The sequence below is a fragment of the Pedococcus cremeus genome (assembly GCF_900111375.1).
Classification (GTDB): domain Bacteria; phylum Actinomycetota; class Actinomycetes; order Actinomycetales; family Dermatophilaceae; genus Pedococcus_A; species Pedococcus_A cremeus.
The window spans coordinates 79,012-92,282 of the sequence record NZ_FOHB01000001.1 but is presented as its reverse complement, the minus strand read 5'-3'; the positions used below and the strand labels follow the sequence as shown (position 1 = coordinate 92,282).

Annotated in this window: 13 protein-coding genes and 1 tRNA gene; 8 read left to right on the top strand and 6 right to left on the bottom strand. The window is 74.3% G+C overall.

What is annotated here, in order from left to right:
- Window positions 1–26: 26 nt before the first annotated feature.
- Entirely contained in the window at window positions 27–479 is a 453-nt protein-coding gene (locus BMW78_RS00375; protein WP_091755368.1) for a rhodanese-like domain-containing protein, read from the bottom strand.
- Window positions 476–1,489 (bottom strand): selenide, water dikinase SelD, encoded by a 1,014-nt coding sequence (selD, locus tag BMW78_RS00370; protein ID WP_091756425.1) that lies wholly within the window; start codon window positions 1,487–1,489, stop codon window positions 476–478. Before selD ends, BMW78_RS00375 begins: the two co-directional genes overlap by 4 nt.
- 97 nt (window positions 1,490–1,586) lie before the next feature.
- Between selD and BMW78_RS00365 the strand changes: the two genes are divergently transcribed.
- From BMW78_RS00365 to selB, 3 genes are all read left to right on the top strand, one after another.
- A tRNA-Sec gene (locus BMW78_RS00365) sits at window positions 1,587–1,682 on the top strand.
- Window positions 1,683–1,714: 32 nt separating this feature from the next.
- A complete protein-coding gene (gene selA / locus BMW78_RS00360; RefSeq protein ID WP_091755366.1) occupies window positions 1,715–3,016 on the top strand; it encodes an L-seryl-tRNA(Sec) selenium transferase in 1,302 nt (433 codons plus the stop codon).
- Window positions 3,017–3,019: 3 nt separating this feature from the next.
- Window positions 3,020–4,846, top strand: a complete 1,827-nt coding sequence (gene selB / locus BMW78_RS00355) for a selenocysteine-specific translation elongation factor (RefSeq protein ID WP_091755364.1) — start codon at window positions 3,020–3,022, stop codon at window positions 4,844–4,846.
- Between the two features lie 4 nt (window positions 4,847–4,850).
- Here the strand turns inward: selB and BMW78_RS00350 are convergent, their stop codons facing one another.
- Window positions 4,851–5,690 carry a GntR family transcriptional regulator gene (locus tag BMW78_RS00350; RefSeq protein WP_218144182.1) on the bottom strand — a complete coding sequence of 280 codons (840 nt, stop codon included), beginning with the start codon at window positions 5,688–5,690 and terminating at the stop codon, window positions 4,851–4,853.
- Window positions 5,668–6,591 (bottom strand): sulfite exporter TauE/SafE family protein, encoded by a 924-nt coding sequence (locus BMW78_RS00345; RefSeq protein ID WP_091755362.1) that lies wholly within the window; start codon window positions 6,589–6,591, stop codon window positions 5,668–5,670. Before BMW78_RS00345 ends, BMW78_RS00350 begins: the two co-directional genes overlap by 23 nt.
- A gap of 161 nt (window positions 6,592–6,752) precedes the next feature.
- Between BMW78_RS00345 and BMW78_RS00340 the strand changes: the two genes are divergently transcribed.
- From BMW78_RS00340 to BMW78_RS00330, 3 genes are all read left to right on the top strand, one after another.
- Window positions 6,753–7,592 (top strand): MEDS domain-containing protein, encoded by an 840-nt coding sequence (locus tag BMW78_RS00340; protein WP_091755360.1) that lies wholly within the window; start codon window positions 6,753–6,755, stop codon window positions 7,590–7,592.
- On the top strand, window positions 7,589–8,533 hold the full coding sequence (locus BMW78_RS00335) for an anti-sigma factor RsbA family regulatory protein (RefSeq protein WP_091755358.1): 945 nt from the start codon (window positions 7,589–7,591) through the stop codon (window positions 8,531–8,533). The genes BMW78_RS00340 and BMW78_RS00335 overlap by 4 nt, the downstream gene beginning before the upstream one ends.
- A gap of 151 nt (window positions 8,534–8,684) precedes the next feature.
- On the top strand, window positions 8,685–9,620 hold the full coding sequence (locus tag BMW78_RS00330) for an MEDS domain-containing protein (RefSeq protein WP_091755357.1): 936 nt from the start codon (window positions 8,685–8,687) through the stop codon (window positions 9,618–9,620).
- A 28-nt stretch (window positions 9,621–9,648) separates the two neighbouring features.
- On the opposite strand, the gene BMW78_RS00325 is transcribed toward BMW78_RS00330, so the two are convergent.
- Window positions 9,649–10,779, bottom strand: coding sequence for a winged helix DNA-binding domain-containing protein (locus tag BMW78_RS00325; RefSeq protein WP_177180219.1), 1,131 nt, complete (start codon window positions 10,777–10,779; stop codon window positions 9,649–9,651).
- A gap of 109 nt (window positions 10,780–10,888) precedes the next feature.
- Here BMW78_RS00325 and BMW78_RS00320 point away from each other — a divergent pair, with 109 nt between their 5' ends.
- Together BMW78_RS00320 and BMW78_RS00315 are read left to right on the top strand one after the other, a co-directional pair.
- A complete protein-coding gene (locus tag BMW78_RS00320) occupies window positions 10,889–11,704 on the top strand; it encodes an alpha/beta fold hydrolase (protein ID WP_091756421.1) in 816 nt (271 codons plus the stop codon).
- A 14-nt stretch (window positions 11,705–11,718) separates the two neighbouring features.
- Entirely contained in the window at window positions 11,719–12,327 is a 609-nt protein-coding gene (locus tag BMW78_RS00315) for a dihydrofolate reductase family protein (protein ID WP_091755353.1), read from the top strand.
- Between the two features lie 77 nt (window positions 12,328–12,404).
- Here BMW78_RS00315 and BMW78_RS00310 read toward each other — a convergent pair whose 3' ends face one another.
- Window positions 12,405–13,163 carry an SDR family NAD(P)-dependent oxidoreductase gene (locus tag BMW78_RS00310; RefSeq protein ID WP_091755351.1) on the bottom strand — a complete coding sequence of 253 codons (759 nt, stop codon included), beginning with the start codon at window positions 13,161–13,163 and terminating at the stop codon, window positions 12,405–12,407.
- Between the last annotated feature and the right edge of the window lie 108 nt (window positions 13,164–13,271).

Genomic DNA, 13,271 nt, shown 5'->3' with positions numbered 1-13,271 from the left:
CCCTGCCGAGAGGGGCCCGGCCTGCGTCACTCGCGGACGTCGGCCGGGCCCCTGCTCGTCGGCAGACCGGCGGCCAGCCAGGCCTCGACCCCGCCGATGACGTCGGTGGCCCGGTGCAGGCCGAGGGACTGCAGCGAGGCGGCGGCCAGGCTCGAGCTGTAGCCCTGCCGGCAGAGCACCACGACCTCGTGGTCGGGTCCGGCCACCTCGGGCACGCGCCACGGACTGGCAGGGTCGAGTCGCCACTCGAGCACGGTGCGGTCGATGACCAGCGCTCCGGGCAGCTCGCCCTGCTGTCGTCGTTGCGCCTCCGTGCGGGTGTCGACGAGCAGGGCGCCTCGCTGCTGGGCGGTCAGGGCCTCCGCCGGCGTGAGCCTGCGAAGTCCCTCACGCGCCTGCGCGACGAGGCGGTCGACCCCGCTGAGGCGGTCGACCCCACTGAGGCGGTCGACCCCGCTGAGGGCTGTCTCGCCGTTCACCGAACCACGATCGCCGGGCCCTGCGAGGGCACGAACTCGCCCACCACGGGGGCGCCGGCGATCTCGCCGGCCAGCAGCAGCCCGCCGCTGGTCTGTGCGTCGGCGAGCAGGATGAGCTCGTCCTCACCGACCGCGGCCTGCAGGTGCGGGCGGACCCAGTCGAGGTTGCGCTTGCTCCCGCCGGGCACGAAGCCCTCGGCGAGCGACTCGCGGGCGCCCTCGAGGTAGGGGACGGCGGCGGCGTCGATGACGGCGGTGACCCCGGAGGCGCGGGCCATCTTGTACAGGTGACCGAGCAGCCCGAAGCCGGTGACGTCGGTCGCGGCCCGGATGCCTGCCTCGAGCGCCGCCACCGACGCCTCGGCGTTCAGCCGGGCCATGGAGGCGACCGCGTGCTCGAAGACCTCACCGGTCGCCTTGTGCCGGTTGTTCAGCACCCCGACGCCGAGCGGCTTGGTCAGGCTGATGGGGGTGCCGGCGGTGGCGGCGTCGTTGCGCAGCAGCCGGTCGGGGTCGCCGAGGCCGGTGACGGCCATGCCGTACTTCGGCTCGGGGTCGTCGACGCTGTGGCCGCCGGCCACGGGGCAGCCGGCCTCGCGGGCGACGTCGAACCCGCCGCGCAGCACCTCCTGGGCCAGTTCCCGCGGCAGCACGTCGCGGGGCCAGCCGAGCAGGTTGACCGCCACGACCGGTCGGCCGCCCATGGCGTAGATGTCCGAGAGGGCGTTCGCAGCAGCGATGCGGCCCCAGTCGTAGGCGTCGTCGACGACCGGTGTGAAGAAGTCGGCGGTGGCCAGCACCGCGAGGCCGTTCTCGATGCGGACTGCGGCGGCGTCGTCGCCGTCGTCGAGGCCCACGATGAGGTCGGGGTGGCCGGCGCCGACGAGCCCGCGCACCATCTCCTCGAGCTCGCCGGGCGGGATCTTGCAGGCGCACCCGCCCCCGTGCGCGAACTGGGTCAGGCGGTGCTCACTGGCCCGCCCGCTGGCCTGCGTCGTCGTGGTGCCCACGCCGCGACTGTATGCCGCCCGCGCGCCGTCGGCACCGCGGCACACCTCCTGCGGGCCCTCGGGGCGCCTGCGGCGAGGGTCGGTTACGGTGTGCCGCGGAGGTGTCTGGGTTCCTGGTGGTCCCCCCGGTCTTCAAAACCGGTGAGGCCGAGCATCTCGGTCTGGCGGGTTCGATTCCCGTCCACCTCCGCCAAACGTCCAAGCCGCGCTGGAGGTGAGTGGTCGATGTCGCAGACCGACCCGCGCCGCCGCATCCCGCGCACCGACAGCCTCCTGGCCGAGCCGGCGTTCGCCGCGGCCGTCGCCCGTCACGGTGAGGCGCTCGTGAAGGGCGCCATCACCGCGGCCCAGCAGCGGGCCCGTGCCGGGGAGATTGCGCCCGAGGAGGTGGGCAGCGTCGCGCAGGCGGCCCTGCCGAGCCGTGCCACGACGCTGCGCCCGCTCCTCAACGCCACCGGGGTCGTCGTGCACACAAACATCGGACGGGCGCCGTTGTCGCAGGCCGCGATCGAGGCGATCGAGGCGGCCGCGGGCTACGTCGACGTCGAGTTCGACGTCGAGACGGGCGCCCGCGCCAAGCGCGGTCGCGGCACCTTGGAGGCCCTGCGCGAGGCGGTTCCCGGCGCGGGTGGCGCACTCGTCGTCAACAACGGCGCTGCGGCGCTGGTGCTCGCCACCACCGCGCTGGCCGCCGGCCGCGAGGTCGTCGTCAGCCGCGGCGAGATGGTCGAGATCGGCGACGGCTTCCGCCTGCCCGACCTCATCGCCTCCACCGGCGCCCGGCTGCGCGAGGTCGGCACGACGAACCGCACGACGGTGCGCGACTACGCCGACGCGATCGGACCCGACACCGGCTGCATCCTCAAGGTGCACCCCAGCAACTTCCGGGTGGAGGGGTTCACCTCCGAGGCCGCGCTCGAGGAGCTCGCTGCGCTCGGCGTCCCCGTCGTCATGGACATCGGCAGCGGCCTGCTGCGCCCCGACCCGATGCTGCCCGAGGAGCCCGACGCCACCACGTCGCTGCGCCGCGGCGCGACCGTGGTGACCGCCAGCGGCGACAAGCTGCTCGGCGGCCCGCAGGCCGGGCTGGTGCTCGGCGACGCCGAGGTCGTCGAACAGCTGCGCCGCCACCCGCTGGCCCGCGCCCTGCGGGTCGACAAGCTCACCCTCGCCGCCCTGGAGGCGACGCTGCGCGGGCCGCGCCCGCCGGTGACCTCCTACCTGCACGCCGACGCCGGCGTGGTGCGGCAGCGCACCGAGGCGCTGGCCCGTGCCATGGGCCGCGAGGTCGTCGACGTCGCGGGGGCGGTCGGGGGCGGGGGAGCCCCCGGGCTGGAGCTGCCCGGATGTGCGGTGGAGCTGCCCGACTGGTGCGCCGTGGCCCTGCGGCGCGGCGAGCCCGGTGTGGTCGCTCGCGTGGAGCGCGGGCGGTGCCTGGTCGACCTCCGTTGTGTGCCAACCGAATCCGACGACGAGCTCCTCGGTGCGATCCGGGCGGCACTCGCCACCGGCGGCGTGGGGAGCTGACGCGTGCACGTCCTGGCCACCGCCGGACACGTCGACCACGGCAAGTCGGCCCTGGTGCGCGCGCTCACCGGCATCGAGCCCGACCGGTGGGAGGAGGAGCACCGCCGCGGCCTGACGATCGACCTCGGCTACGCCTGGACGACCCTGCCGTCTGGTGAGGAGGTCGCCTTCGTCGACGTGCCGGGGCACCAGCGCTTCATCGGCAACATGCTCGCCGGTCTCGGCCCGGCCCCTGCCGTGGTGTTCGTCGTCGCCGCCGACGAGGGCTGGCGCCAGCAGTCGGGTGAGCACCTCGCCGCGGTCGACGCGCTCGGCATCCGACACGGGCTGCTCGTCGTGACCCGCAGCGACCTCGCCGACCCCACGGTCACGCTGGCCGACGGGGGGGAGCGGCTCGCCGCCTCGAGCCTGGGGCGGTGCGAGGCCCTCGCCGTCTCGGCGCGGACCGGCGACGGTATGCCGCAGCTGCGCGCGGCTCTCGACCGCCTCGTCGCCTCCCTGCCAGCACCGGCGACGGACCGCCGGGTGCGTCTCTGGGTCGACCGCGCCTTCACCATCAAGGGCAGCGGCACGGTCGTGACCGGCACCCTGGGGGAGGGCACCATCAGCGTCGGTGACGAGCTGGAGGTCGGCGGCCGGACGGTGCGGGTGCGCGGCCTGCAGTCGCTGGAGCGCCCGCGGGAGCGGGTCGCGCCGGTCGCCCGTGTGGCGGTCAACCTGCGGGGCGTCGCCACCGACGAGGTCGCGCGGGGCTCGGTGCTGCTGGCACCGGGCGCCTGGCGGTCCACGGCCGTCGTGGACGTCCGCCTGAGCACCGACCCGCGAGAGCTGCCGACGCGAGCGATGCTGCACGTCGGCACGGCCGCCCATGAGGTGCGGGTGCGGCCCCTGTCCGCCGACACCGCACGGCTCACGCTGCCCGTCGAGCTGCCGCTGCAGGCGGGCGACCGCGCCATCTTGCGCGATCCCGGCGCGCAGCGTGTCGTCGCAGGGGCGCTCGTCCTCGACGCCGACCCCCCGGCGCTCGCTCGGCGCGGTGCCGGCGCCCGCCGCGGTGTCGAGCTGGCCGCTGCCACGGGCGAGGCCGACCTCGCCCGTGAGGTGGCTCGTCGAGGGGCGATGACGGTGCAGGCGGCACGGGCCCTCGGAATCGCCGTGCCCGATGAAGCACCCGAAGGAACGCCCGACGGAACGCCTGACGGAGCGCCAGGTGGCACGCCCGGTGACGCGCTCCCCGGTGACCTCGTGCGGCAGGGTGACTGGCTGGTGTCGCGGCAGCGGTGGGCGCGGTGGGCCCAGGCCCTGCGCGCCGCCGTCGCGGCCCGGGCGCAGCGCGACCACCTCGAGCCTTCGCTCACCCTCGACGCCGCGAGGGAGGCCGCTGACATCCCCGACCGCGCCCTGCTCTCGGCGGTGGCCGCGGAGGCCGGTCTGCTCGTGGAGGCGGGTCGCGTGGGTCTGCCCGGCGTGACCGCGTCGCTGGGGGCCGCCGAGGCGGGGCTGCGCCGCCTCGAGGAGCGCCTGGCCGCCGAGCCGTTCGCGGCCCCGGAGCGGCCCGACCTCGACGCCGCCGGCCTCGGGCCCCGCGAGGTCGCGGCGGCCGTGCGATCCGGACGCTTCCTGCGGCTGCCCGACGACGTGCTGCTCCTCCCCACCGGGCCGGCGATGGCGATGCGCGTGCTGGCGCGGCTGCCCCAGCCGTTCACCCTCAGCGAGGCCCGTCAGGCGCTCGGCACCACCCGACGGGTCGCCGTGCCCCTGCTCGAGCACCTCGACAGCCGCGGCTGGACCCGCCGCGTCGACGGCTCCCACCGCGAGGTCGTCCGCTGATCAGTCACCGAGGCAGGTCGCCGGCTCCCAGCTGGTAGCCCTGCGGGGTCCACGAGGTCAGCAGGGCGTAGCGGTCGCCACGGACCGTCGAGCGGCGGTACTCGACCGTGGTGCGGTCCGCGAGCTGCCCGAGGCGCTCGATCGCCAGGCAGGCGGCCCCCGGCGCGATCCCCAGCAACCGGGCCGTGTCGTCGTCGGCGCTGACGGCGGTGATCCGCTCCCGGCCGCCGGTGGGTCGGGTGCCGGCCACGCGCGCCAGCTCGTCGTAGAGGGCCGCGTGCGTGAAGTCGACCTCGAGCAGTCCGTCGGCGATGGAGGCGGGGAGCCACACGACGTCGTGGGCCAGCGGCTCGTCGTCGGCCAGCCGCACCCGCTCCAGGCGCACCAGCGCGTCGTCGGCCGGCAGCCCCAGCTCTGCGGCGACCTCGGCGTCGTGGGTGCTCTCCAGGCCGAGCACCTCGCTGCGCTGATCCAGCCCCAGCGCCTCCACCTGCCGGTAGAGCGAGTAGAGGCCACCGAGCGGCTGCTCGATCGTGGTGCTCCGCACGCGGGTGCTGCGACCGCGCCCCGAGTCGATGAGGCCGGCCTCGCGGAGGCCGCGCAGCGCCTCGCGCACCGTGTGCCGCGAGACTCCGTAGTCGCGCTGGAGCTCGACCTCGCCGGGGAACCCGGACTCGAACTTCCCGGCGCCCAGGCGGGCCACCAGGTCGTCGTGCAGCTGGCGCCAGAGCGGCACACCGTTGCCCCGGCTCAGCCGGTCCGGGAGGGACGGTCTTGAAGAGCTGGAGGCCCGGGAGGACTGGGAGGGTGCCGCCGCCACCTCAGGACCGCCGGTCCTCGTCACGGGTGCCTGCGGCCGTTGCGGCGGCCACGCGCCGGCTCTCGGCGGCGGCGTCCACGCGGCGGCCGAGCTTCTGCCCGAGCAGCCCGAGGGCGAGCACCACGAGGGCGGCCGTCAGGCTGACGGCGGCCTTGGCCAGCGGGGAGAGGGGCTGCCAGGTGCTCTGCGGGATCTCCTGGATGAGGATGAACGCCGCCATCGCCAGCACGAACCAGCCGAACCCGCGACGCAGCACCTCGGGGCGCACCCGTGTAGCCAGGCGGCCGCCGGCCAGGCTCCCGACCACCGCGGCCGCGGTCACCATGGCGGCCAGGCCCCAGTGCATCGGGGTGGAGGAGAGATGGCCGACGAGCCCGGCGGCAGAGTTCATGGCGATGACCAGCAGCGAGGTGCCCACGGCGACCGGCATGGCCAGGCCGCCGAACAGGGTGAGAGCCGGCACGATGAGGAAGCCGCCGCCGGCGCCGAGGAAGCCGGTGAGCACGCCGACCGCGGCGCCGTAGCCGACCGCCTTGCCCAGCGCCATCGGGTGGGACGTCTCGGACCCTGCGGCTCGACCGCGGAGCATGGCGATCCCGGCGGCCAGCATGACGACGGCGAACGCCACCATCAGCACGCCGTCCGGGACGTGCTGACCCAGCCTGCCGCCGGCATACGCGCTCACCATTCCGGCCGCGCCGAAGGTGAGGCCGGTGCGCCACTGCACGCGCCGGGCTCGCGCGTGCGAGACGCTGGCCACCAGGCTGGTGACGCCCACGACGACCAGTGAGGCGGCGATGGCCTCCTGCGTCGGCAGACCGGCGACATAGGCGAGCAGCGGGACGGTGAGGATCGAGCCACCGCCTCCGAGCAGCCCGAGCAGGACGCCCACCAGGACGGCGAGGACGACGACGAGTGCGGTCATGGCTCCCACTTCTCCAGCAGTGCGCTGGTGCGGTTCCCGGATGGTCGGCATACCCCAGGGGGTGTCGTCTCACGGTAGCAGAAAAGTCCGGACAACTTGCGAATGCGGAGATGTCGGACAGACGGGGTGGCGTCCGGAGATGTACGACCTAGAGTGAACGGGTGACCGCGCTGCGCCGGCTCGAGCGAGCCGTCGACCTCGACCACGGAGACCACGTGGCCTGGGCCTACGAGGACCGCGCCGACCTGCGCACGGTGCTGGCGGACACCTTCACCGAGGCAGCGGGACGCGGGGAACAGCTGGTCTACGTCGGCAACCGTCACCCGGCGGCTCTGTGCGACGACCTCGCGGACCTCGACGGCCGTGACGCCATGCTGGAGAACGGCCGGCTACGGCTCCACAGCATCGCCGAGCTCTACCACGCCACCGGTCGGTTCGAGCCCCGGGCGCAGGTCGAGACGTTCCGCGCCGAGGCCCAGCGCGCCGTCAGCGCGGGCTACCACGGGCTTCGCGTCGTGGGCGACGTGACCGACCTCGTCACCGACGCGGCCGGGCACGCGGCGTTCGTCGACTACGAGCTGGCCCTGGAGGCAATGTATGCCGTGACGCCGGTGACGGGGATCTGCGCCTTCGACCGCCACCGGGTTGGCGAGCAGTGGCGCGAGATCGCTGCCCTGCACCGGTTGCAGCGCGCGGTAGGTCAGGAGCCGGGCTTCGCCCTGACCTACGCCTCCGGTGCCGTGCGGCTGTTCGGCGAGCTCGACGCCTCGTCGGCTGCTGAGTTCCGGCGGCTGCTCGACGCCGTGCTGGCGGCCACGACCGGGGTGCTCGAGGTCGACCTCGACCGGCTGGACTTCATCGACGTCAGCGCGAGCCGCGTGCTGGCCGAGGCGCGCGAGACGATGGCCTGCGCCAACCGAGATCTCCAGCTGACGGGAGTGCGGAGGGCGGCCGTCCTGCCGCTCGCCGCGTTCAACCTGCACGGGGGAGCACCGCGATGACGGTCGACAACAGCGTCGGCGGGTGGACCGGTCAGCGGTTCGCCCACGAGGCGTTCGTCTACGACGACGAGGCCGCCGTGCGCGAGCGGGTCGTCCCGTTCGTCGAGCAGGGTCTGGAGCAGGGGCAGGCCACCATCGTGGTGGCGAGCGAACCGGTGCGCGAGGTGCTGTCGGCGCACCTCGGGCCGGGTGTCGACGACCTGGCCGTGTTCGCCGACTCGGCGGGCTTCTGGCAGGGCACCGGCCAGGCGACCCTGGCGGCCTACCACGAGAGCATGCGTCCCCTGCTGGAGGAGGGGCGCCCGTGGCGCCTGGTGGGCGAGCCGACCTGGCTGACGGTGCCGGGCGGCGAGGCGTGGAGCCGGTTCGAGGCGGTGGCCAACGACGCCTTCGCTGAGTACCCCTATTACAGTCTCTGCCTCCACGACCGCCGACGCGTCGCCCAGCCGTTGATCGACAACCAGCTCCGCACGCACCCGCTGGTGTGGGACGGCGCGGCCGTCGTCCCGTCGCCGGACTACGAGCCGACCGAGCAGTTCCTGCGATCGGTGGAGCCGGCGTGGGTCCCGCCGCCCCAGGAACGTGAGGCCGCCCTGGTGACCGACTGTGCTGCGGCGCGACGCTGGGTGCGCGAGCTCGCGGCCCGCGACGCCGGTGACCGCGTCGACGACGTGCTGCTCGCCGTGCACGAGCTCGTGGCCAACTCGGTGACCGCGGCGGGGAGCGCGCAGGTGAGCACCTGGGCGGTGAACGGCCACCGCGTGTGGGAGGTGGCGGACGCCGGTCCCGGGCTGCACGACGCCTCCGCCGGCTACGCGCCGCCCCCGCTCGACCTGCTGGGTGGCCGCGGCCTCTGGCTGGCCCGCAGCCTGGCCGACGAGCTGCTCGTGCGCCAGCACGGCCCAGGCACCGCGGTCCGGCTGGTGTTCTCGCGGTCCTGAGGAGTGCTCTCGCGGGCCTGAGCGGGCCGCGCAGGAAACACGCAATTCGGACGACGCCACATCGTCCCTTGTCTCCGTACGATGGGTGAGACGCCGGGGGGACAGCGGTGTCCCGGGGAGATGCCGACACGTCGATGGGGGGTGCTGCTTGATGCTTGCCGACTCGTCGTGGACCGGCGGGGGCCTCGTCCACGAGGTGTGCCTGTACGAGTCCGACGCCGACCTGCGCGCCCGCGTGGTGCCGTTCGTGGAGGAGGGGCTGGCGGGGCAGCAGCCGGTGTTCGTGGTGGCCGGGGCCGGCGTGCACGCACTGCTGCACGACCACTTCGGCGCGCGGCTGGCAGACCTGGCGCTCCTCGCCGACGCCGACGAGACGTGGGTCGGTGCGGCCCAGACGTTGGCCTTCTACCGCGACGCGCTCCGGCAGCGGCTGCAGGCCGGCACGCCGTGCCGACTGCTGTCGGAGCCGACGTGGATGGCGCAGGCGTGGGGCGCTGCGTGGAGCCGCTACGACGCCGTGGCCAACGAGCTGTTGGCCGGCCAGCCCTGCTGGACCTTGTGCCTGCACGACCGCCGTCAGGTGCCGCAGCCCCTGCTCGACAGCGCGCTGCGGGTCCACCCATACGTGTGGGACGGCAGCCGCACGGCCCCTTCGCCGCACTACCGGCCCACCGACGAGTTCCTGCGGTCGGTCGAGCCGCCGTGGTCGCCGCCGCCGGCGAGCCGCGACTGCCAGGTCGTCGCGGCGCCCGCGGAGGCACGCTCGCTGGTGGCGTCGGCGCTGCCCGCCGCCACCGAGGAGGCCCTGCGCGACGACGTCACGCTCGCCGTCAACGAGCTGGTCGCCAACGCGATCACTGCCGCCGGGACAGCTGAGGTCAGCCACTGGCGACAGGGTGACGCGATGGTGTGGGAGGTCAGCGACGCCGGCTCGGGCATGCACGCGGCGACAGCCGGGTACGCGCCGCCGCCGGCCGACCAGCTCGGGGGCCGCGGGCTGTGGATCGCCCGCACCCTCGCCGACGAGGCCGTGGTGCGCTCCTGGGGCCCGGGCACGGCGATCCGGTTGTTCTTCCCCGCCTCCTGACCTCGCCGCGCCTCCTGAGGAAGCCGCCTCACCGGGCGGCGCGCAGTCCCCGGCCCTCGCGCCAGAGCTTCGGCCTGCCCTCGGCCTCGGTGTAGACGAGCTCCTTCTCGACGAACGCGGCGAGCCGCTCGGCGCCGCCCCGCACCAGGGCGCGCTGTTCGTCGCTCGTGGACGGCGCGAGCCGCACCTCGACCGCCACCGTTCCGTTGCCGACCGTGCGCTTCCACAGGCCGACGTCGGTGTTGTCGACGACGACCGGCGCCCAGAACGGGTCCACGCCGCCGACGTTGGGGTGCCCGTCGGCGACGGCGAACCCGGTGGTCGGGTAGGTGAGCACCGCCTCGTCGTAGACGGGCAGGAGGTATGCCGCGCGCGCGGCCGTGGTGCGCGACGGCACCGTCGGGTCGTACCAGTGCGGCACACCGTCGACGTCCACCTGCTCCACGGCGGAGCCGCACGCCGCGATGGCCGCCGTGGCGTCGGCGATGGTGAGGGACGCCCAGCGGGTGAAGTCCTTGACCGCGGCCGGTCCGTGGCCGGCGAAGAACCGCTGCGCCAACCGGGCCAGCGCCTCCTCGCGGTCGATGGCCGGGCTGGGCGGCACGACCTCGTCGACCAGGGCGTAGGTGTGGTGCACTCCCCGCATCGGACCGGAGCAGACCAGTCCCCGCAGCTCCGCGAGCAGGACGAGGTGGCTGAGCTGCTCGCCCCGGGCCGGCAGGCCGCCATGGCGGTCGAACTCGGCGGCGATCTCGGCACGGGTGGGGAAGGAACGGCCCGACAGCAGCTCGGTGAGCACGTCGAGCGAGCGGCCGACGTGGCGGGGGTCGTCGAGGCCGACCTGGGCGTGGCGGCCGGCCATGCCGCGGATGACCCGCTCCGAGGTCGCGGCCAGCACCCAGCGGAGGTCCTCGGCCGCCACGAAGTGCCAGGTGGGTCGCAGGATGTGGGTGCGCACGAAGGTGCCCTTGTCGAGCTCGGCGCGCACCGCGGCATACGTCGCGGCCCGCGACCGCAGGCCCAGCGAGAAGAAGGCGTGGTCGCGCTCCTGCGACTGGACGCAGGTCAGCAGCCGCACGACGTCGGCGGCGCTCGGCAGCGGCGCCGAGCTGAGGCGCTGGGTGGCCAGGCGACGGCGGAGCACGCGGCTGCGGTCCATGGCCTCATCCTGTCGCAGGGGACCGACAACCCGGTGCCCGATGACTTCTGGTCGTCCCGCTGGTCTGAACCCCCGACAGGCGTGACCGGCGAAGGAGACGATGGGGACCATGGACACAGCGACGTCGGCGGACGGCACGGTCATCGCCTATGAACGGTGGGGCGAGGGCCCGCAGGTGGTGGTCGTGGGCGGTGCCTTCAATGACCGGCGCACCTGGGCCGAGCTCGCTCAGGCGCTCGCGGAGGAGGGGTTCACCGCGGTCAGCTACGACCGGCGCGGCCGCGGTGACAGCGGCGACACCGAGCCGTATGCCGTGGAGCGGGAGATCGAGGACCTCACCGCCGTGATCCGCTCGGTGGGCAGTGAGCCCGGTGGTGCTGGGCCGGCTGCGTGCCTGCACGGGGTCTCGTCCGGCGCGGCGCTGGCCCTGCAGGCGGCGGCGCACGGTGCGCCCGTCCGGGCCCTCTCCGGGCTCGAGCCGCCCTACGGCGTCGAGGGTGGCCCGCCGCCCGACCCCGACTACCTGCCGACGCTGGTGCGGCTGAGGGAGCAGGGACGGAACGCGGAGATCGTGGAGTTCTTCATGTCCGGCATCGGGCTGCCACCGGAGGCGATCTCGGGCGCACGGCAGTCACCGATGTGGGCCGGCATGCTGGCGCTGGCCCCGACCCTGGTCTACGACACGCAGTGCCTCGGCGACGTCGAGCACCTCGTGCCGGTGGACCTCCTGTCGAAGCTGCGTGTGCCGGCGCTGTTCGTCAGCAGCACGGCCAGCCCCGAGTGGCTGCAGCGGGCCGCGCAGGAGTGCGCCGCAGCGGCTCCCGACGGTACGCACCGAGCCTTCGAGGGCGAGTTCCACAGCATCGCGACGGACGTCCTGGCGCCGGCGCTCGCGGAGTTCTACCGCGGCGCGCCGCAGTCCTGAGGAAGGAGACGCTCATGGGCACGGTGCTGGCGTCGATCACGACGTCGCTCGACGGCTACCACGCCGGCCCCGACGACGGGCCGGGCCGTGGGCTCGGGGTCGGGGGCGAGCGGCTGCACTACTGGGTCTTCGGCGGCCCGTGGACGTACGACCAGGAGTCCACCGGCGCGCCGGCCGGCGAGGACGCGGCCGTGCTCGACGCGTGGAGGGAGCGGCTCGGGGCCGTGGTCGCCGGGCGGCGCACCTTCGAGGCCGCGGACCGCTGGGGCGACACCAACCCCTGGGGACTGCCGACCTTCATCCCGACCCACCACCCGGAGCAGGACCCGCCCACCGCGGCGGGGATGCACTATGCAGGCAGCTTCGACGAGGCGCTCGCCGGTGCCCGGGAGGCCGCCGGCGAGCGCGACGTCATGGTGATGGGCGGCGGTGACGTGGTGCGGCAGGCACTGGCCGGTGGCCACCTCGCCGAGCTGCACCTGACGATCTCGCCGGTGCTCCTCGGGGCGGGCAAGCGGCTCTTCGACGGCACCACCGGCGAGTGGGAGCTCGAGCAGCTCGGTGTCGTGCAGTCGCCCTGGGCGACGCACCTGCGCTACCGGGTCGGCAGACCGACCCGGTAGCGAGAAGCTGGCTCTGGCGCCGACCCCTTCTGCGCCAGAGCCTGTGTGGAGGCGGGGCTCAGGTGAGGAGTCGGGGCTCAGCGAGCCAGGTAGCCGCCGTCGATGGCCCAGTAGGCCCCGGTCGCGAACGACGCCGCGTCGCTCGCGAGCCAGGCCACCAGCTCGCCGACCTCCTCGGGCGTGCCGAGCCGGTTCAGGGCGTGCTGCGACTCGAGGAACTTCAGGGTCTGCGCGTCGAGGCTCTTCTCCACGAGCGGCGTCTTGATGAAGGCCGGGCCCACCGCGTTGACCCGGATGTTGTCGCCCGCGTGCTCCCACGCGGCGGCCTTGGTCATGCCGACGACGCCGTGCTTGGCGGCGACGTAGGCGCTCGACATCGCGAAGCCGACGGAGCCGAGGATCGAGGCCATGTTGATGATGGAGCCGCCGCCGGACTTCTTCATGGCGCGGATCGCGGCGCGCTGCGTGTACATCACGCCGTCGAGGTTGATGCCGATGACCTTGTGCCAGCCCTCGTCGCTGTAGTCGCCGCTGGGGGAGATGTCGCCCCCGATGCCGGCGTTCGCCACGACGATGTCGACCTTGCCGAGCTCGCCAACGACACCCTCCATCGCCGTGTCGACGGCCCTGCTGTCGCTGACGTCGACGATGGCGGTGTGCACCCGGTGGCCGTGCTGCTTGAGCTCGTCGGCGGCGGCGTCGAGGGCGCTCTGGTTGAGGTCCCAGATCGACACGTCGGCACCGCTGCGGGCGAACGCGTGCGCGCAGGCCTTGCCGATGCCCGAGGCGCCGCCCGTGACGACCGCGACCTTGCCGTCCAGCTCGTAGTTGATCATGTGCTCCCAACCCTTCCGCTGCGTTCATCGCCGTGCACGCGGTGTCCCTCACCGCGCCGTGCTCAGGCTATGGAGAAGAATCGAGGGAAGCGAGGGGTCGTTGGACCC